The sequence below is a fragment of the Alcanivorax sp. genome, assembly GCF_002726155.1.
Classification (GTDB): Bacteria; Pseudomonadota; Gammaproteobacteria; order Pseudomonadales; family Alcanivoracaceae; genus Alcanivorax.
Map to the genome: position 1 here is coordinate 1 of NZ_PBSH01000004.1, position 18,218 is coordinate 18,218.

The following is an 18,218-nucleotide window of genomic DNA, read 5'->3' on the forward strand; positions in this document are numbered from 1 at the left end:
CGGCCTCATAAACACAACGGCGGATTGCCGCCGAATGTGGCAGAACAGGCCTACTGGAAAGCTCAAAAGACGGTGGCCTAAAACACTTGACCACTACACATGGTTGTTACGGGTGATTTATCTATTTAAATTGAGGTTACACCCAATGTGTGAGGTGCTTATGAAATTGAAAGTGCAGAAAATTAGTAATGGCGCAGGACTTCGAGTCCCTAAAACTGTCTTGCAGCATCTTGGTCTTGATGTGGGAAGTATCGTTGATATGGAACTGACTGATGAGCAGTTGATCATTCGCCCAAAGCCCATGCCGACCTTGGAAGAGATGTTGGCAGCTTGTACACCAGAGAATACCGCACTGAGCGAGGAAGACCGCGAGTGGCTTAGCGATGGTCCGGTCGGTAAAGAGATTTTGTGATCCCCTGCCCGGCGCCACCAATAATGTAACAGGGATGCAGCGGTTGCGTCGCGCACAGTTGACACGGCATTCGTGCTACCCGATTGATTATCATAATAAAATACACCACTTGGTGTGCATACATGGTAAATAGAGTAATACGGTTGATTGTCCTGTAACTGAAGTCCTTGCCCCTCCGTCACTCTAAAGCGCAGGAATGACGCCACCAGGGCCATTGCATGGGGACTTCCCTCCTCGGGTGAACACATTGAAATCATCGGCTCTAAGTTTGCTTCCAAGATAGATGTCAGGGGATGGCGCTCGAAGATTTTTAACAGCCCGCAAAATGGGTCAGAGGAATAATCCCAACCAAGAATTATAAGTGCTTTAGGAAAGCCATCAATTACGGACACCTCCAAGTGCTAAGTTGCTTATTTGCTGCTGCGTGAAGCCTTTTTTTTCAACCACTCCTTAAAAAAATCAGCCCATATATCTGAAGGCTGACCGTCTTCAAACACACCATAGAGCTCTGAGATTGCTCCATTGATTGGATCAAGAGAAAGTACACCAAACCCCGAAATAACCGGAAGATTGTAAGATATATGTGATTTTGGTTTTTTTACAATTTCCCACCGCAAGTCATCTCTAAAAATAAAAAGTAATCTCGATATTAATAGACCAACATGAGCCGCAAGAGAGAATCCCTCATTGGTTAAATCAGAGTCATTATAGAAAATACCACTATCGCGGTTTCCTTCTATCTCTTCCCCCAGAACTAGCAAAGCCTCGATTGCAGATGTTTTATCTATGGATTGAAAATTTATTTTTATTTCAAAAAAATCAATGAGAAATGTTGTTTTTTCGTCTATAGATCCGATTAGCCAATCGCAATAACTTTGGGCATCCTTACTTGACCATGACGACGGTTCACTTAATGCCAAATACAGGGGTGGAACAAACTTATCAAAACTTGCCATATTATTCTCGCGTACATAACTTGTTGCTTTCTATTGACCACTGCAAAGCTCCAGGCCGCCAGACAAGCATTTATTCCTTAAGGCTGCGCATGCCAGGACTTCATTCCACCTAGCAAATCACGCACGCCTGATCCATGAGCGAGCCCAAGTAAACATATGCATATGCTCCATATTTCGCCACCAGCTGTAAATAGAAGGGCTTAGCGATCAGAATCAGATTGACGCACCAAGGCGGCTTGCTAGAGTATGCAGCTTGGTTCTTTTGGCACTGGCAAAACATGAATTTCAGCAAGTCCAGACATTCCTTCACCGCCCTGCTGCTCGGCATGTTGATGCTGTGCAGTGCCATAGCGGGTGCAACCGAGTCGATTCCGCACTCGGTGAATGTGGATGCGACCTGCCAGGTTCATGTCGCTGATGCCAAACCGGATGGCGAATCCGTAGAACGCCATAGCGGTGAATGTGATCAACATCAGTGTTGCCTCCCACACAGCTCATGCGCCACCCTCGCCCATCAGGCCATGACGCTCAGACCTGTGCCCGCCAGCGAATGGCACAAGCCCTCCCCTGTTGATGCGCTTTCTCTTGTCACGCAGCCTCCTGTCCCACCTCCCAATAGCAACGGTTTGATCTGATCTTCGTCGGCGAGATTCGCCGCAATCCGTTATTGGGAGATTTTCATGAAAAGCCGAATTCCCGGCTGGCGCCTTGTTGCGTCGTCCCTGCTGTGCCTGTTCGCGTCAGGCAATCTCATTGCGAGTAATGCATCCGTGCCGACAGGCACCGAGATTACCCTGCAAGAAGTACTCAGCCGTGCCATCGAGCAAAACCCTGCACTTGCCGTTTATCCCTATCGGCTCAGAGCAGCCGATGCGGCTGTAATCCAGTCCAGTCTTGGCCCGCAACCAGAACTCTCCGTTGAGATAGAAAATATAGCCGGTGACGCACCGCTAAACGGTGTTGAGGGTGCGCAGATAACGGTTGCCCTCAGTCAGTTGATTGAACTGGGAAACAAGCGAGACTCTCGTAGCGACGTCGCTCACCGAGCTTTGGATACGGAACGACAAGGCTACGCCATCGCACGACTTGATGTGTTGGGCGAAGCGGTGACTCGTTACATCACGCTGGCCCGCTTTGAGGAAGAACTCGCACTGGCAGAACGCACTCTCCGGTTGGCCGAAAAAGCGGAACAGGCAACCCGCCGCCGCGTTAATGCGGGTGCCGCCCCGAAGGCTGACTTGACGCGAATGACCCTCGCCAGCCGGCATGCGGATATTATTCGCCGCCGTGCCAATATGGAGCGCGGGCGCGCCAGCCAGCAACTGGCTGCACTCTGGGGCCAGCAAGGGGCAGATCAACTGCACCCCGCATCCTCACTGAGGCCGCTCCCTGAACTTCCCGCACGGAATCAAATCCTGGATCAGCTTGTGCAGGCTCCGCAATTGTTACAGCTGGCGAGCGAAACGCGTTTGCATGCGGCCCAGAGCCGTCTTGCCACTGCCCGGGGCAGCCGTGACGTCACCGTTTCTGTTGGCGCTCGGCATGATCGCGTGGAGGATAACAATACCCTGGTGCTGGGGTTTTCTGTCCCACTCAACCTAAACAACCCCAATCGTGGAAATATCGCTCGTGCTGAGTCGCAACTGGCCGCCAGTGAGGCCCTGCTGCAGGCTCGCCGGATTGAATTGGTAGCAGCCCTGGACACCCTCTATCGCTCATTGAACCTGTTACGTGAAGAACTCGGGCTGATTGAAGATCAGGCCCTGCCACTGGCCAGGCAACTGTACGCGGATATCGAAAAAGGTTACCGCTCTGGCCGGTACAGGCTGCTTGAGCTGGTCGATGCCCAACAGGAACAACTCAATCTGGAGCGCCGGGCCATTAACCTTGCCGCACAGTTCCACTTGCAACGAAACGAACTGGAGCGCCTCACCGGCCTGCCGTTTTCCCAGGCTGACGAACAGGAAATTTCCCAATGAAAACACTAACTATCCTTTTTGCGCTTTATCTCCTGATGCTTTCCCCGTTGGCAGCAGCCAGTGGAAACCACGGGCACGGGGAACATGATCATGGTTCGCATGAACAAGAAACGGCCGGACCCAACGGGGGGCATTTACTAAAAAAACAGGACATCATTGTTGAAATACTCAAGAAAGAAGAGGACGGCTTGGCTTCCTTGCTGGCATGGGTAACCCGTGACGACGAACCGCTGGATGATCTCACCCTCTCCGCAACCCTCACTCGCCTGGATGGGGAGCAGAAAGTCGTCACATTTCAGCATGACGGTGATCACTGGCAAGGAGAACAAAAGATACAGCCGCCCCACTCCTTCGATATCAGCATCGAGCTGAAAATTGATGGAGAGCTTGAGCACCATCAATGGCAATGGGCATCCTACGAGGGGCGCGCGATCATTTCTGCTGGCGCTGCAAAGCTCGCCGGCATCACCACCGAGAAAGCCCTTGGCGGGGCCATCGCCACACAAACCCAAGCCTACGGGCGTCTGGCCATCCCCCCTGAGCACCGAGCTGATTTACGGGCCCGTTTCCCCGGGCTAATCACGTCAATGAGCGCCTCTGTCGGCGACGTTGTTAACAAAGGCGACACGCTCGCGGTGGTTGAATCCAACGACAGCCTGCGAGCTTATCGTATTCGCGCCCCGTTCAGTGGTGTTGTTCAGCAGCGTCATGCCAACGCTGGCGAAGTGGCAGGTCAACACCCCTTGTTTACTCTTATTAATAGTGAATCTCTGTGGGCTGAACTGACACTGTTTCCCCAGCAGCGTAGAGCCGTAAAGAAAGGGCAAGCCGTCACCCTGCATCTTGGCGACGACCAATGGCAAAGCCAGATAAAAAGCCTGGTCCCAGAGGCCGAAACCGGTTCTGTAGCGACCATGATTGCTCGAGCCCCAGTGGCTAACACAGATGGCCGTTTGGCCCCGGGAGATCTGGTTGAAGCTGACATCGTCACCGCTAGTGACACAGTTTCACTGCGTGTGGACAACCATGCCCTGCAAGAAATGGAGGGCAAAACCGTTGTATTTATCAATAGCGGGGAAGCCTACGAAAGCCGGGCTGTCACTCTGGGTCGCCGGGATAATCAGTACAGCGAAGTACTGGATGGCATTAAAGCCGGGGATCGATACGTAGTAAAAAACAGCTACTTGATTAAAGCCGACATCCTCAAAGCCGGCGCGGCGCATCACCACTAAGGAGAAAACCGAATGATAGATGCCATCGTTCGCTTCTCCATTGAGAGGCGCATTCTGGTGCTGACGCTGATCCTTGGGTTAGTCGGTTTGGGCACGTGGAGTTATCAGCGGCTGCCTATTGATGCAGTCCCTGACATCACCAATGTACAGGTACAAATCAATACCGAAGCACCGGGTTACTCCCCCCTTGAAGCGGAACAAAGGGTCACCTTCCCGGTAGAAACCGCCCTGTACGGTTTGCCGAATCTGGATTACACCCGTTCTATCTCCCGATACGGCTTGTCCCAGGTCACGGTCGTATTCGAGGAAGGCACGGATATTTACTTCGCCCGTAATCTGGTTAATGAAAGGCTAAGTGCAATCAAAGGTGCGCTTCCCGCAGAACTTGAACCAAGAATGGGGCCAATGGCCACCGGATTGGGCGAAATCTTTCTCTACACCGTAGAGGCGGAGCCTGGTGCCCGCCAGGCAGATGGCAGTGAGTATGATGCGGTAGCGCTGCGGGAAATCCAGGACTGGATCATCAAGCCGCAACTGGCCCAGGTCAGAGGGGTGGCAGAAGTAAATGGTATTGGCGGGTACGACAAACAATACCATGTCCTTCCTTCCCCAACACGGCTGCTTCAGTTCGGTATTACGCTCGAGCAGCTCGCTACCTCGCTGAAGCGAAATAACAGTAACCGTGGTGCGGGTTACATAGAACGCAATGGTCAACAGCTACTGGTGAGGACACCGGGGCAACTGAAAACCCTTAGCGACATTGAAAATGTGGTTATCACTGTGCATGACGGCACCCCCGTAAAAGTGAGGGATGTGGCCTCTGTAGCGATAGGTAAAGAACTGCGCACCGGGGCATCGACCCGTGATGGTCGTGAAACCGTGCTTGGCACGGTGATGATGCTGATGGGAGAAAACTCCAATCAGGTTGCTCGGGACGTGGCCAAACGACTGGAGGCGGTCAAACCTTCCCTGCCCGACGGCATCAAGCTGGAGGCAGTGTATAACCGCACCACCCTGGTTGAAAAAACCATTGCCACCGTTCGAACCAACCTGTTTGAAGGCGCGCTGCTGGTTATCACCGTGCTGTTTTTGCTGTTGGGCAATTTTCGGGCAGCCCTGATTACCGCGGCGGTAATCCCGCTATCCATGCTCGCCACCATTAGCGGTATGGTCAAAACCGGCGTGTCAGCCAACCTGATGAGTCTGGGCGCGCTGGACTTTGGCCTGATTGTGGATGGCGCGGTGATCATCGTGGAAAACTGTATTCGACGCTTGTCGGAAGCTCAGGGCAAAAGCAAAGGTGTCCTGCCATTAGGTGAGCGGATGCAGCTGGTCTATGAGGCCACCACTGAGGTAATTCGCCCCAGCCTGTTTGGGGTGGCCATTATTACCATGGTGTACATCCCGATCTTCAGTCTTACTGGCGTGGAAGGGAAAATGTTTCACCCCATGGCGGCCACGGTGATGATGGCGCTACTTGCCGCCATGCTGTTTTCACTTACTGTGGTCCCGGCTGCGGTTGCCACTTTCATGGGTGGCAAGATCAGCGAGAAAGAGAGCCCCATCATTCGTTCCGCCAAATCCCTGTACCGGCCCTTGCTGGAAAAGGCCCTGGTGTTGCGCAAGCTAGTGGTCGCTGCAGCAGTAGTTCTGGTGCTGCTGTGTGGGTGGCTGATGACCACACTGGGCTCGGAGTTTATTCCGCAACTGGACGAAGGCGACATTGCCATGCATGCCCTTCGCATACCTGGAACCGGCATCGAACAATCGGTGGATATGCAGATCATGCTCGATGAGCGTTTAAAGCATATCGAAGAAATCGACAAACTGGTTTCACGGATCGGCACCCCGGAAGTCGCTAACGACCCGATGCCACCTAACGTGTCCGATAATTTTCTGATACTGAAACCCAGAGATCAGTGGCCGGACCCATCGAAAAGCAAAGAGGCGCTGATCGAGGAATTGTCCAGCGCAGTGCTGGAGGTGCCCGGCAATAACTTCGAGTTTACCCAACCCATCGAAATGCGTTTTAACGAACTGATTTCCGGTGTGCGAGCGGATCTTGGCATTAAGGTTTTTGGTGACGATCTGGATACCCTGCGCGAAACCGCCAATGTCATCATGGAGCAGGTGCAATCGCTGCCCGGGGCAGCCGATGTACGCGTGGAACAGGTGACCGGACAACCCATGCTGACGGTCGTGCCTGATCGAGAAGCACTCGGTCGTTATGGCATTACCGTAGATGAGGTTCAACACCTGATCGCGAGCGGCATTGGTGGCGAACAAGTGGGGCTGATTTATGAAGGGGATCGGCGCTTCAAGCTGATGGTGCGGTTGCCCGAATCACTACGCCAGGACGTGGACCGTCTGCAGTTGCTTCCCGTGCCACTGCCTGGGGGCGGTTACATTCCGCTAAATGAAGTCGCACGGCTGGAGATCAAACCGGCCCCGGCACAAATTAGCCGGGAAAACGGTAAACGCCGAGTCGTTGTCACCGCCAATGTGCGCGACCGGGATCTGGGCAGTTTTGTTGAAGCCGTGCAGCAGCGCATCACCCAGCGAGTCGATTTACCCAGTGGCTACTGGCTGGATTTTGGCGGTACCTTCGAACAATTGGAGTCAGCCAGTCAGCGTCTGTCACTGGTCGTGCCGGTAACCTTGGCCGTCATATTTTGCTTGCTGATAATGGCTTTTGGTTCTGTGAGGGATTCGGTAATCATTTTTACCGGTGTTCCTCTGGCGCTGACGGGGGGTGTCCTTGCTCTGTGGATTCGCTCGATGCCACTTTCTATTTCCGCTGGTGTGGGGTTTGTTGCCCTGTCTGGTGTGGCAGTCCTGAACGGCCTGGTCATGGTAACCTTCATTCGTGACCTCTGGCACAGGACAGGCGACCTCCGGCATGCCGTCATTGACGGCGCACTGATCCGGTTACGCCCGGTCCTTATGACTGCCTTGGTCGCCAGCCTTGGCTTTGTGCCCATGGCGCTGAACACCGGGACGGGGGCAGAGGTCCAGCGACCGCTCGCGACAGTGGTTATCGGAGGGATTATTTCCTCGACCCTATTGACGCTTCTTGTTCTGCCTGTGCTCTATCATTGGCTGCACAGCAGAGACCAAAAAGATCCGCAGTCCTGATGCAGTGAGGCTCAACGTTAACTCGTTGAGCCTCACTCATATCCCGAAAGATTACCGAGGCGGCTGGCTGCTATGCTCAAAACGGTACGTCATATTCAACTGAATCCGTGGAGCTTCGCTGCGATCGCCTCCCTGGTTGTCACGCAAGCCGTAGGATAGTTCGGCCCCATAGCTTAGTGATGATGTGTGCTGGCGAACCGCAGTGAGCGTGCCATAGCGGCTGCGGCGCATGGCTGCTGTGGGCAAGGCCGAGTCACCTTCAATCGACACCTCCCCTGCCACCATACCCAGGGTCCATGCTGGACTCAGTTTCCATTGCGACCCCAGGTAGCCGCCTTGAGCCAACAAAGGCTGTAGATCCCGGCCGGCATAGACAAAACCGTCCATCCCGCTGTCGCCGAAACCGGATAGGTCGTTGTAATAATGCGCCATGGCCTGACCATAACTGGCGCTGGCAAACAGCGTTACCGTGTCTGTCATCGCCAGGGCCGTGCTAATCACGCCGCCGGTTGCGTCGGTAAACTGTTGGTCACCGTCGGTGAATTCCACCCCAATCTCCCGGTTCACGATCCCGACCTTAACGTGGCCTGCAGAAAACGCTTGTTTCCAGGTGGCGATGGCATCAGGCCTGCGGCCGGCAGCACTGGTTGTGTTAGCGGGGTCGTAAATTTCACTGTTGGGATCTTCAAAGGCCAGGGTCAGGTGGTCGCCCTGCCACCGTACTCCGGTTTGCCGCGCGAAGATGGCGCTATTGGGACCTTGTGCGTCCAGGGTTAACGGCCAGGCCGCACCATCCAGCAGGGCCGTAAAACCGTAACCGGCGCGCCACGGACCGTTTTCGACATAAAAATCACGGATGCGCAGCTCATAGCTGTCCAGGCTGCCAAACAGGTCCATCGCAAAGACCATGTGCGGGCCGCTACCCTCTCCCACCTGAAAGCCAAAGCGGCTGTTCTTGGCACTCATGACGAAATTCTGCTGATCCGTGTCGCCACCGGGAATCGTGCTGGGGATCAGTAGTTCGTCAAAGCCGGCATCCTTGTCATCATAGATGGCATCGACGCTGACGCTGCCGAATACTTTCAAGCTGGGCCAGTTCAGCGCGGAATCAGTCGGCTCATCGCCGAGACGGGATTTGAGCTGGTCTAGCTCGGATTGCAGACGACGAATTTCAGCCTGGGTGTTATCCCCATGGGCGGCGCTGGTCAGTGCGGCAAGGCTGAAAGCAGTCATCCAGGCGGTGGTTTTCACCCTGGACATGACGATCTCCTGAAGGTCCACCGGATCACGGTGGGCGCTCAATGTGGCAGCGCCTTTTCCGCTGCCCTGCCTTGTGGGCGGGGTAAATCGGTATGGCGATGCGTGGAAGGCGCGCAGGATACGGAACTGTCAGCGCGACAACCACTAAACGTGCTGTTTATTGGTGCATAAAAGGTAAAAATTTGACGGGCGGAATGAAACTAACTGCATTGGATATAGCCAAGGGCGACAACAAGCTGGCAGGGGTACAGGAAGAGATGCCCCGGGCTGGCCTTTCGCCACCCGGGATATCATTAATTCTTTATTTGCTCAGTTGCCGCATGGCTTTCTCAAGCCCCTCGATGGTCAGCGGGAACATATGGTGTTCGCAGAGCTGTTTGATCCACTGCGTAGAGGTGGTCATTTGCCAGGCGCGCTCCGGTTCCGGATTCAGCCACACCACTTTTTCGTAGGTGTCGGTGACTCGCTGAAACCACACAGCGCCGGCCTCTTCGTTCCAGTGCTCCACACTGCCGCCCACCGAGTTGACCTCATAGGGGCTCATGGCGGCGTCGCCCACGAAGATCACCTTGTAGTCGCTGCCATACTTGTGCAGCACGTCCCAAGTGGAGATTTTCTCATCCCAGCGACGGCGATTATCTTTCCAGACATACTCATAGATGAAGTTGTGGAAGTAGAAATACTCCATGTGCTTGAACTCTGCCCGGGCAGCGGAGAACAGCTCTTCGCACAGCTTCACATAGGGGTCCATGGAGCCACCGATATCAAAGAAGATCAGTACTTTGACGCGGTTTTCCTTTTCCGGGCGCATCTTGATATCGAGCAGCCCGGCATTGCGGGCAGTGGACGAAATAGTGTCGTCCATGTCCAGTTCTTCATCGCGGCCGGTGCGGGCAAATTTTCGCAGCCGGCGCATGGCCAGCTTGATGTTACGGGTGCCCAGCTCCACGGAATCATCCAGATTACGGAATTCCCGCTTCTCCCAGACTTTCACGGCTTTCTTGTTCCGTGAAGGCCCGGTCATGCGCACCCCTTCGGGGTTTTCGCCGTAACCACCGAACGGGCTGGTGCCACCGGTGCCAACCCACTTGTTGCCACCCTGGTGGCGTTTTTCCTGTTCTTCGAGCCGCTTGCGCAACTCGTCCATGATTTTTTCCAGGCTGCCGAGCCCCTTGAGTTTCTCGAACTCCTCCGGACTCAGGTTCTTTTCCAGCTCTTTGCGCAACCACTCGTCCGGGATTACCTTGCTGAGCCAGTCTGGCTCCAGGTTTTCCAGGCCTTCAAAATAGTTGGCAAACGCCTGATCAAAGCGGTCATAGTATTTTTCGTCTTTCACCATGACCGCCCGGCTCAGGAGGTAGAAATCCTCAATGGAGCCAAACGCCACATGCGCATGCAGTGCATCGAATAAATCCAGCAGTTCGCGCAGGGTGACGGGCACCCGATAGCGACGCAGATTTTCGAAAAAACCAATAAGCATAGTTTGCCCGTGGACCGGTTAGCTTTCGCGGCGATTCATGAACGCCAGACGCTCGAGAAGCTGCACATCGGATTCGTTCTTCAGCAAAGCGCCGTACAAGGGCGGGATCGCGCTCTTGGTATCTCGGCTACGCAGAATATCTTCCGGGATATCGTCGGCCATCAACAGCTTGAGCCAATCGATCAGCTCACTGGTGGAAGGTTTCTTCTTCAGGCCCGGTACCTTTCGCAGGTCAAAGAAGATTTCCAGCGCTTCGCTCACCAGGTTCTTTTTGATCTCGGGGAAATGCACATCCACGATGGCCTGCATGGTGACCGCATCGGGGAAGTTGATGTAATGAAAGAAGCAGCGGCGCAGGAAGGCGTCCGGCAGCTCTTTCTCATTGTTGGACGTAATGATCACGATCGGGCGCTGTTGCGCCTTGATCAGTTCGCCGGTTTCATAAACGAAGAATTCCATTCGATCCAGCTCCTGGAGCAGGTCGTTGGGGAATTCGATATCGGCTTTGTCGACTTCGTCAATCAGCAGCACCACCTGACCCTCATGGGTAAAGGCTTCCCAGAGCTTGCCCTTCTTCAGGTAGTTGGACACATCCTCGACCCCTTCGGCGCCGAGCTGGGAATCACGCAGACGCGATACTGCATCGTATTCATACAGGCCCTGCTGAGCCTTGGTGGTGGACTTCACATTCCACGACAGCAGTGGCAGACCCAGGGATTCAGCAACCTGTTCGGCCAGCAGCGTTTTGCCGGTACCGGGCTCGCCTTTGATAAGCAGCGGGCGCTTGAGGGCAATGGCTGCATTCACGGCCATTTTCAGGTCATCTGTGGCCACATATTGGTCAGTACCCTGAAACTGCATGAAATTCTCCAAACTGAACAGTTAATCGAACGGGTGATCAGGCGGCACACTCTAGCAATCCAGTGCCGCCGGGCAAAGGGCCATAATAGCCAAGGAAACAGTGATTTGCGTCAACAGATTGCTGTCAATCCTGCTTGTGGCGCAATCGGCCTGACCTGTAAACCTTTGTTCCAGGGGCTACGCTGTGTGCCATAATCCGCGCCATGAATTTGCTCCTGCTGCACCCCGACCAATACCTGCACGACGCCCTCTGGCGCCTGAATCCCCGCCAGTGCACCCATGTGCGCACCGTGCTTAACCTGGCGGAGGGGGCGCAATGCCGAGCAGGATTGCTGGGTGGTGGCACGGGAACGGCCACCATAAAATCCATAGTAAACAATGAAATAACGGTTTTTTTTAAAGAGGAGTCTCAGCCAGAGCCTCCCCTGCCGTTATCCTTGTTGATGGCGTTACCTCGCCCCAAAATGCTCAAGCGAATCTTGATCGACGCCACCAGTCTGGGCATCAAACGCATTGTGCTGATCAACAGCTGGAAAGTGGACAAGAGCTACTGGCAAACCCCCAATCTCAAAGCCGACCTGCTTCGCGAGAAGATGATTCTCGGTCTTGAGCAGGCACGGGATACCCGGTTGCCAGAGCTGATTCTGGCCCCCCGCTTTAAACCCTTTGTGGAAGATTCGCTGGGTAAATGGGCCGGTAGCGGCCAGCGCATCCTTGCTCACCCAGGGGATGATTACCCCGCCCTTCCCTGTGACCTGAGCGAGCCAGTCACACTGGCCGTGGGCCCGGAGGGAGGCTGGACGGATTATGAAGTGGATATGCTGCAGCGACAGGGATTTGCCTGTCACCGTTTCGGAGCAAGAATCTTACGTGTGGAAACGGCATTGCCAGCGTTGGTCGGCCGGCTGATGAGGCTGCCGTAGCAGCATGCCCTGCAGCCGAACCGCATACGAATCACGGCCTCGACTGCAAAGACAGGAAAGGTGCTAGCGGCGATACGGTCCGCGGCGGGCCTTGCGGGGCGGCTTGCTACCGCTGCGCTGGTGGCGCAGACGAGCACGGCCGTAAAGCCCCGTGTACTTCTTGCCCTTGAGTTCCACCTTGTCGATCAGCGCTTTCATTTGCTCCGGCTCCAGCTCCATCCAGCGGCCCTGACGCAATTGCGGGGGCAGTGTCAGGTCACCAAAACGGATCCGCATCAGGCGTGCCACTTCCAGATCCTGTGACTGGAACAGGCGACGCACCTCCCGGTACTTACCGCCAGTAAGTGTAGCCTTGTACCAATGGTTGGCGCCCTCTTCTGCGCCACCGGCGTCTTCAATGCTGTCGAATTTGGAAACACCGTCTTCCAGCAATACGCCGTCGAGCATGGCCTGGCGTTTTTCCGGCGTCATGCCGCCGCGCACACGCACAGCGTATTCACGCACAAAGCCGTTTGAGGGGTGCATTAACCGGTGAGCCAGTTCGCCATCAGTGGTGAACAACATCATGCCGGTGGTGTTGATATCCAGCCGGCCAACCTGCACCCAGCGCATACCCTGCAGGCGCGGCAGGTTATCGAAAACCGTCGGGCGGCCTTCCGGGTCATTGCGCGAACACACTTCCCCCGGGGGTTTGTGGTACATAATGACACGCTGAACGGTATCTTCTTCGGCCTTCACTTTAATAATCCTGCCATCTACACGTAGGGTATCTTCACTGCCAACTCGGTCGCCCAGGGTCGCAACAGTCCCATTGACCGAGACGCGACCGTCACTGATCCAGGTTTCGAGCTCCCGGCGGGAACCCAGCCCGGCACGGGCCAGGACTTTCTGTAATTTCTCACTCATGGGGCGTTCGGCTTTCCTCTGCGCTGTCGCTCGGTTCCAGCTTCTGATCAGAAGTATTGTCTACCGCGACATCATCACTATCGTTTGCCGCCCCGCTCGGCTCCGCGGGGGTATTATCATCCGCCCCGGCGTCTTCACTGGCCGGGGTTGGCGCTTCGTCATTTTGCTCGCCGGGTTTGCGGCGAAATTCCTGTTCAAAGCTGGCGAGCACGGAGTCCACCTTGTCCATGCTCATCTGCGTGGAATCATCAATTTCCGGTTCCGGCTCAAAGCCGGGGATACTTTCCTGATCACCCGGCAGCCGCGCTTCGCGCTCACCAAAGTCATCATCGTCAATATCACCTTCCGAAGCTTCGTCGGCATCGCCCTCTCCCGCCTTGCTGGGGGGGACATCAGTCAGGGCCAGCTCTTCGTTAAGTTTATCCAGGTCCCGGATTTCTGCCAGCGACGGCAAGTCTTCCAGGCTCTTGAGGTCAAAGTAGTCCAGAAACTGTTTGGTGGTCGCGAACATGGCCGGGCGGCCCGGCACATCACGGTGTCCGACAACGCGCACCCAGTTTCGCTCCAGCAAGCTTTTGACGATATGGGAGCTTACCGAAACGCCACGAATTTCTTCGATTTCGCCACGGGTAATTGGCTGGCGATACGCGATCAGGGCCAGGGTTTCCAGAATGGCCCGGCTATAACGTGGCGGCTTTTCCTGCCACAAACGGCTGACCCAGGAGCCCAGCTCCGAGCGTGCCTGAAAGCGAAATCCGGACGCCACTTCCTTTAGGAAAATGCCGCGACCGTCGTATTCGTCGGCCAGCTGCTCAAGATATTTAGACAAGTCCTGTTTGCTGGGGCGGTCCTCTTCATCGAACAATGCCAGCATGCCGTCACGGTCCAGCGGACCTTCGGCTACAAGAATAGCCGCTTCAACGATTCTTTTTATTTGCTCAGCGTCCACGCTTACCCCTTGGTTCCATCGTGTGCATCGTCATCCGCGACGTCGAGGGAGTCTGTATCACTTTCGTAGGCATCCGGTGTGGCGCCCGGTTCATCATCGACTTCAAGACTGGCGAGCAGATCGGATTCTTCCAGCACCAGGGTCTTGGCCTTAACATGGATCGGTGCAAATGCTTCGGTCTGCACCAGCTCGATCAGTGAGCCTTTGACCAGCTCCAGTGTGGCGAGGAAAGTCACCACCACGCCAAGCTTGCCTTCTTCCGGATTGAACAATTCGATGAAAGGAACAAAGTCTCGACCTTTGAGCTTGTCCAGCACGCTGGCCATGCGCTCACGGGTAGACAGTTTCTCTCGGGAAATCTGGTGGCTTTCGAACATGTCAGCCCGATGCATCACCTCTTTCAAGGCCAGCAACAACTCGCGCATGTCCACATCTGGCTGGGCTTTCTCGCGGGTGTACTCCGGGCGCTTGGCCTCCGCGGGGAAGATATCCCGCTCCAGGCGTGGCAGCTCATCAATATCTTCTGCGGCTTTCTTGAAACGTTCGTATTCCTGCAGACGACGAATCAGCTCTGCACGGGGGTCTTCCCCATCCTCTTCTTCGTCTTCCTTTGGGCGTGGCAGCAGCATGCGCGATTTGATTTCGCTCAGCATGGCTGCCATGACCAGATATTCCGCCGCCAGCTCGAAGTTCATGGCCTTCATCAGTTCCACGTACTCCATGTACTGAACGGTGATGGTGGCCACGGGAATGTCGAGAATGTCGAGATTTTGGCGTTTGATCAGGTAGAGCAGCAAGTCCAGCGGACCTTCAAAGGCCTCCAGAAAAACTTCCAGCGCATCCGGCGGAATGTAGAGGTCATCGGGCAACTTGGTGATGGCTTTGCCATACACCAGACCAAACGGCATTTCCGACTGGCTCGGGTGCAAGGGCCCCAGCATGCCTGCTGGTTGCTCAGGTCCCGGGGTCTCTTCTGCCGTCTGCTCTACCGTTTCCGTCATGCTCTGCTCCGCCTAGCGGTAATTCAGGCCCATGGCTGCGCGCACTTCTTCCAGTGTGGCGCGGGCGGCTTCGCGTGCTTCCTCGCACCCTTCAGCCACAATGGTGCGAACCAGGTCCGGGTTGCGCAGGTGTTCTTCCGCACGTTTGCGAATGGGCTCCAGCTCTTCCTGAACCGCTTCGATGATCGGCTTCTTGCAATCCAGGCAGCCGATCCCGGCACTAGTGCAGCCTTCACGCACCCACTGCCGGGTAGTCTCGTCAGAATACACCATGTGAAACTGCCATACCGGGCAGTTATCCGGGTTGCCAGCGTCGGTGCGGCGCACCCGAGCCGGATCTGTTGGCATGCGGCGAATCTTGTTGTCCACATCCGCAGGCTCTTCACGCATGCTGATAAAGTTGCCGTAGGATTTGGACATTTTTTGACCGTCCAGCCCCGGCATCTTGGACGCCTGGGTAAGCAATGACTGGGGCTCGGCAAGGATCACCTTACCGCCGCCTTCCAGATCGCCCAGCAGGCGCTCCTTGTCACCCAGGGTGATGTTCTGTTGCCCGTCCACCAGTGCGCGCGCCGTTTCCAGTGCGGCTTCATCGCCTTTTTCCTGATACTGGCGACGGTGGTTCAGGTAAATCTTGGACTGTTTCTTGCCCATCTTCTTGATGGCAGCATCCACGGCTTCTTCAAAGCCCGGTTCACGGCCATAGAGATGATTGAAGCGACGCGCCACTTCCCGGGTCAGCTCCACATGGGCAACCTGATCCGCCCCCACCGGCACCTGGCCTGCGCGGTAGGCGAGAATATCAGCAGACTGAAGCAGCGGATAACCGAGAAAGCCATAGGTGCTCAGGTCTTTCTCGCGCAGCTTTTCCTGCTGATCCTTGTAGGTCGGCACCCGTTCAAGCCAAGACAGTGGTGTCATCATCGACAGCAGCAGATGCAGCTCCGCGTGCTCCGGTACCTGGCTCTGGATAAACAGCGTGGCAGACCCCGGATTCACACCGGCGGCCAGCCAGTCGATCACCAGGTCCCAGACATGCTGCTCGATCTTGTGCGGGTTTTCGTATTCGGTGGTGAGTCCGTGCCAGTCTGCGACAAAGAAGAAACACTCAAACTCATGCTGCAGACGCGCCCAGTTTTTCAGCACGCCATGGTAATGCCCCAGATGCAGGCGGCCGGTGGCGCGCATGCCGGAAACAACTCGCTGGGAGGGAACCACGGAACTCAAAGCCAACTCCTTATACCCTATAGGTGGCATTCCTTGGGGAATGCTGCGGGGAAAGCCCGCGATTATACGGTGAACCGCGCCGTGAGGGACAGCGACTTGTCAGTGTCTGATCAAACCCTGAGCAAATCCCTGCAATTTGGCTAATAGATGGCGTCGATTGGGCCTGCCCCTTCGCGCACCACCACCGGTCCCTCACCTTCAGACAATGAGATTACGGTGGTTTCGGTGGTGCCGCAAAAGCCGCCATCAATGACCAAATCCACGTGGTTTTCCAGAAAATCACGTACGTCCTGGGGGTCGGTGAGCGGGAACTCATCGTTGGGCAGGTGGCAAGTCGACGTCATTATCGGCTCGCCGTGCTCGGCCAGCAGTGCCTGACAGATGGCATGGTCAGGGACGCGAATGCCAATAGTGCGCTTTTTCGGGTGCATCAATCGGCGCGGCACTTCCGTGGTGCCCTGCAGAATGAAGGTGTAGGCCCCAGGGGTGTGGGCCTTTAGCAAGCGATAATCCGGATTATCGACCTTGGCATACACCGCCAGGGCGGACAGATCGTGGCACAGCAGCGTGAACTCATGCTTCTTGTCCAGCTGGCGCAGGCGGATCAGTCGATCCAGGGCATTTTTTTCACCAATGCCGCATCCCAGCGCATAAGTGGTGTCTGTAGGGTAAGCAATCAGCCCGCCGCCACGTATCACTTCCACAGCTTGACGAATCAGCCGTGGCTGCGGGGTTTCCGGGTGTATGTATAGCGTTTCAGTCATGGCTGGCAATTCTGAGCTTCGCAAAGGAACGGCGCAAGCCGCTTTACGTATAAAACCCGATATCAGGGGCGCCTCTTTCAGTAGCGCCCTTCCCACACGGGCGTGGCGCCGGCTGGCACCGGCGGCAGCCGGCCCAGTGCCAGCCACCGCTGTTCCGGGGAATGAAAATCGGACCCGGCTGACACTTTCAAGTCGAAATGCTGCCAGCATTCGTCCAGTAGCGCCTGCTGATGGGGCGTCAGTCCAGGCATGGCCACCTCCAGGCCATCTCCGCCTGCCGCCTTGAACTGCCCCAGGAAGTGCCGCAAGCGCTTGCGCGTCATGTTGTAGGCATGGGGGTGCGCCAGCACCGCGGTGCCGCCGGCGGCATGGATCGCGGCAATGCCTTCCTCAAGGGTGCACCAGGGCGTGGCGACAAAGGCCGACTGACCCTGTTTAAGGAAACGATTGAAGGCATGCCGGTGGTTGCGGACCCGACCTGCTTCTTCCAGCAGTTTGGCAAACCAGGGGCGGCCCGGCGCATCGTTATCCGCCAACTCACAGGCTCGCTCGTAGCTGTGTGCCAAGCCGGCAGCCCGATCCAGTCGTCGACCGATCTCCTTGGCGCGGTTGATGCGGGCGTCATTCTGGGCACTGACTCGGGCTTGCAAGACCGGGTCTGCCACATCTACCCATAGCCCCAGGACGTGGAATTCACGGTTTTCGTGCCGAACCGACAGCTCGATCCCGTTAATCAGGGTCATCCCGTGCGCTTGCGCGGCCTGGCGGGCCTCATCCAGGCCGCGCAGGGTGTCGTGGTCGGTCAAGGCCAGATGGGTGACGCCATAATCCGCCGCCCGCGCCACCAAATCAGTAGGCGACAAGGCGCCATCAGAGGCCAGGCTGTGGCAATGCAGGTCAAAACACACGGTCATATAAAGGTGGTTATCAGGTTATTTCGCAAGCAACAGCGGCATCGCAGGAACCGTCTCGTGGAAAACGGGTCGATTACGCTACCACAATGAAGCAAAAAATAATGCAGGGTGGCAGGGTGAATTGCCCGCCTGTTGCCGTTACCATCGTTGCCCTGCGGATGGTCGGCCGTGCGGCTCCCGCACCCTTTTCAGGCTACTGGACCGGCACAAAATAAGGCG

16 protein-coding genes are annotated in these 18,218 nt (G+C 55.9%); 5 read left to right on the forward strand and 11 right to left on the reverse strand.

What is annotated here, in order from left to right:
• Positions 1-412: AbrB/MazE/SpoVT family DNA-binding domain-containing protein (locus tag CL546_RS00610; protein WP_290492356.1), on the forward strand; the 412-nt coding region annotated here is incomplete at its 5' end.
• A 410-nt stretch (positions 413-822) separates the two neighbouring features.
• Here CL546_RS00610 and CL546_RS00615 read toward each other — a convergent pair.
• A complete protein-coding gene (locus tag CL546_RS00615) occupies positions 823-1,368 on the reverse strand; it encodes a hypothetical protein (protein WP_290492357.1) in 546 nt (181 codons plus the stop codon).
• A 239-nt stretch (positions 1,369-1,607) separates the two neighbouring features.
• Positions 1,608-1,841, reverse strand: a complete 234-nt coding sequence (locus tag CL546_RS00620; protein WP_290492358.1) for a hypothetical protein — start codon at positions 1,839-1,841, stop codon at positions 1,608-1,610.
• A 207-nt stretch (positions 1,842-2,048) separates the two neighbouring features.
• Between CL546_RS00620 and CL546_RS00625 the strand changes: the two genes are divergently transcribed.
• From CL546_RS00625 to CL546_RS00635, 3 genes are read left to right on the forward strand one after another with little or no spacing between them, the layout of a single operon-like run.
• Entirely contained in the window at positions 2,049-3,347 is a 1,299-nt protein-coding gene (locus CL546_RS00625; protein WP_290492359.1) for a TolC family protein, read from the forward strand.
• Positions 3,344-4,579: an efflux RND transporter periplasmic adaptor subunit gene (locus tag CL546_RS00630; protein WP_290492360.1), complete on the forward strand. Its 1,236-nt coding sequence runs from the start codon at positions 3,344-3,346 to the stop codon at positions 4,577-4,579. The genes CL546_RS00625 and CL546_RS00630 overlap by 4 nt, the downstream gene beginning before the upstream one ends.
• Before the next feature lie 12 nt (positions 4,580-4,591).
• Positions 4,592-7,714: an efflux RND transporter permease subunit gene (locus CL546_RS00635; RefSeq protein ID WP_290492361.1), complete on the forward strand. Its 3,123-nt coding sequence runs from the start codon at positions 4,592-4,594 to the stop codon at positions 7,712-7,714.
• A 51-nt stretch (positions 7,715-7,765) separates the two neighbouring features.
• On the opposite strand, the gene CL546_RS00640 is transcribed toward CL546_RS00635, so the two are convergent.
• The 3 genes from CL546_RS00640 to CL546_RS00650 form a co-directional block, all read right to left on the reverse strand.
• Positions 7,766-8,974, reverse strand: a complete 1,209-nt coding sequence (locus CL546_RS00640) for a hypothetical protein (RefSeq protein ID WP_290492362.1) — start codon at positions 8,972-8,974, stop codon at positions 7,766-7,768.
• A 301-nt stretch (positions 8,975-9,275) separates the two neighbouring features.
• On the reverse strand, positions 9,276-10,454 hold the full coding sequence (locus CL546_RS00645; RefSeq protein WP_007149038.1) for a vWA domain-containing protein: 1,179 nt from the start codon (positions 10,452-10,454) through the stop codon (positions 9,276-9,278).
• Between the two features lie 18 nt (positions 10,455-10,472).
• A complete protein-coding gene (locus tag CL546_RS00650; RefSeq protein WP_290492363.1) occupies positions 10,473-11,315 on the reverse strand; it encodes an AAA family ATPase in 843 nt (280 codons plus the stop codon).
• A 203-nt stretch (positions 11,316-11,518) separates the two neighbouring features.
• Here CL546_RS00650 and CL546_RS00655 point away from each other — a divergent pair, with 203 nt between their 5' ends.
• Complete coding sequence (locus CL546_RS00655; protein WP_290492364.1) at positions 11,519-12,238, forward strand: 16S rRNA (uracil(1498)-N(3))-methyltransferase; 720 nt, start codon at positions 11,519-11,521, stop codon at positions 12,236-12,238.
• Positions 12,239-12,301: 63 nt separating this feature from the next.
• Here the strand turns inward: CL546_RS00655 and rluB are convergent, their stop codons facing one another.
• The 6 genes from rluB to CL546_RS00685 all read right to left on the reverse strand — a co-directional run bounded on the left by rluB (position 12,302) and on the right by CL546_RS00685 (position 17,999).
• Positions 12,302-13,144, reverse strand: a complete 843-nt coding sequence (rluB, locus tag CL546_RS00660) for a 23S rRNA pseudouridine(2605) synthase RluB (RefSeq protein WP_063518826.1) — start codon at positions 13,142-13,144, stop codon at positions 12,302-12,304.
• Positions 13,137-14,093, reverse strand: a complete 957-nt coding sequence (gene scpB, locus CL546_RS00665; protein ID WP_290492365.1) for an SMC-Scp complex subunit ScpB — start codon at positions 14,091-14,093, stop codon at positions 13,137-13,139. The genes rluB and scpB overlap by 8 nt, the downstream gene beginning before the upstream one ends.
• Positions 14,094-14,095: 2 nt before the next feature.
• Complete coding sequence (locus CL546_RS00670; protein WP_290492366.1) at positions 14,096-15,094, reverse strand: segregation and condensation protein A; 999 nt, start codon at positions 15,092-15,094, stop codon at positions 14,096-14,098.
• Positions 15,095-15,106: 12 nt separating this feature from the next.
• Positions 15,107-16,321: a tryptophan--tRNA ligase gene (locus CL546_RS00675; RefSeq protein WP_290492367.1), complete on the reverse strand. Its 1,215-nt coding sequence runs from the start codon at positions 16,319-16,321 to the stop codon at positions 15,107-15,109.
• Positions 16,322-16,461: 140 nt separating this feature from the next.
• Entirely contained in the window at positions 16,462-17,085 is a 624-nt protein-coding gene (locus CL546_RS00680) for an L-threonylcarbamoyladenylate synthase (RefSeq protein WP_290492368.1), read from the reverse strand.
• 77 nt (positions 17,086-17,162) lie between these two features.
• The gene (locus tag CL546_RS00685; protein ID WP_290492369.1) at positions 17,163-17,999 is read right to left on the reverse strand and encodes a PHP domain-containing protein; all 837 of its coding nucleotides are present in this window, start codon (positions 17,997-17,999) and stop codon (positions 17,163-17,165) included.
• Positions 18,000-18,218: the final 219 nt, after the last annotated feature.

Excerpts from the sequence above, each read along its gene's own strand:
- CL546_RS00615 (WP_290492357.1), bottom strand. The coding sequence starts at position 1,368 with ATGGCAAGTTTTGATAAGTTTGTTCCACCCCTGTATTTGGCATTAAGT.
- CL546_RS00620 (WP_290492358.1), bottom strand. The coding sequence starts at position 1,841 with ATGTTGATCACATTCACCGCTATGGCGTTCTACGGATTCGCCATCCGG.
- CL546_RS00625 (WP_290492359.1), top strand. The coding sequence starts at position 2,049 with ATGAAAAGCCGAATTCCCGGCTGGCGCCTTGTTGCGTCGTCCCTGCTG.
- CL546_RS00630 (WP_290492360.1), top strand. The coding sequence starts at position 3,344 with ATGAAAACACTAACTATCCTTTTTGCGCTTTATCTCCTGATGCTTTCC.
- CL546_RS00635 (WP_290492361.1), top strand. The coding sequence starts at position 4,592 with ATGATAGATGCCATCGTTCGCTTCTCCATTGAGAGGCGCATTCTGGTG.
- CL546_RS00640 (WP_290492362.1), bottom strand. The coding sequence starts at position 8,974 with ATGTCCAGGGTGAAAACCACCGCCTGGATGACTGCTTTCAGCCTTGCC.
- CL546_RS00645 (WP_007149038.1), bottom strand. The coding sequence starts at position 10,454 with ATGCTTATTGGTTTTTTCGAAAATCTGCGTCGCTATCGGGTGCCCGTC.
- CL546_RS00650 (WP_290492363.1), bottom strand. The coding sequence starts at position 11,315 with ATGCAGTTTCAGGGTACTGACCAATATGTGGCCACAGATGACCTGAAA.
- CL546_RS00655 (WP_290492364.1), top strand. The coding sequence starts at position 11,519 with ATGAATTTGCTCCTGCTGCACCCCGACCAATACCTGCACGACGCCCTC.
- rluB (WP_063518826.1), bottom strand. The coding sequence starts at position 13,144 with ATGAGTGAGAAATTACAGAAAGTCCTGGCCCGTGCCGGGCTGGGTTCC.
- CL546_RS00670 (WP_290492366.1), bottom strand. The coding sequence starts at position 15,094 with ATGACGGAAACGGTAGAGCAGACGGCAGAAGAGACCCCGGGACCTGAG.
- CL546_RS00680 (WP_290492368.1), bottom strand. The coding sequence starts at position 17,085 with ATGACTGAAACGCTATACATACACCCGGAAACCCCGCAGCCACGGCTG.
- CL546_RS00685 (WP_290492369.1), bottom strand. The coding sequence starts at position 17,999 with ATGACCGTGTGTTTTGACCTGCATTGCCACAGCCTGGCCTCTGATGGC.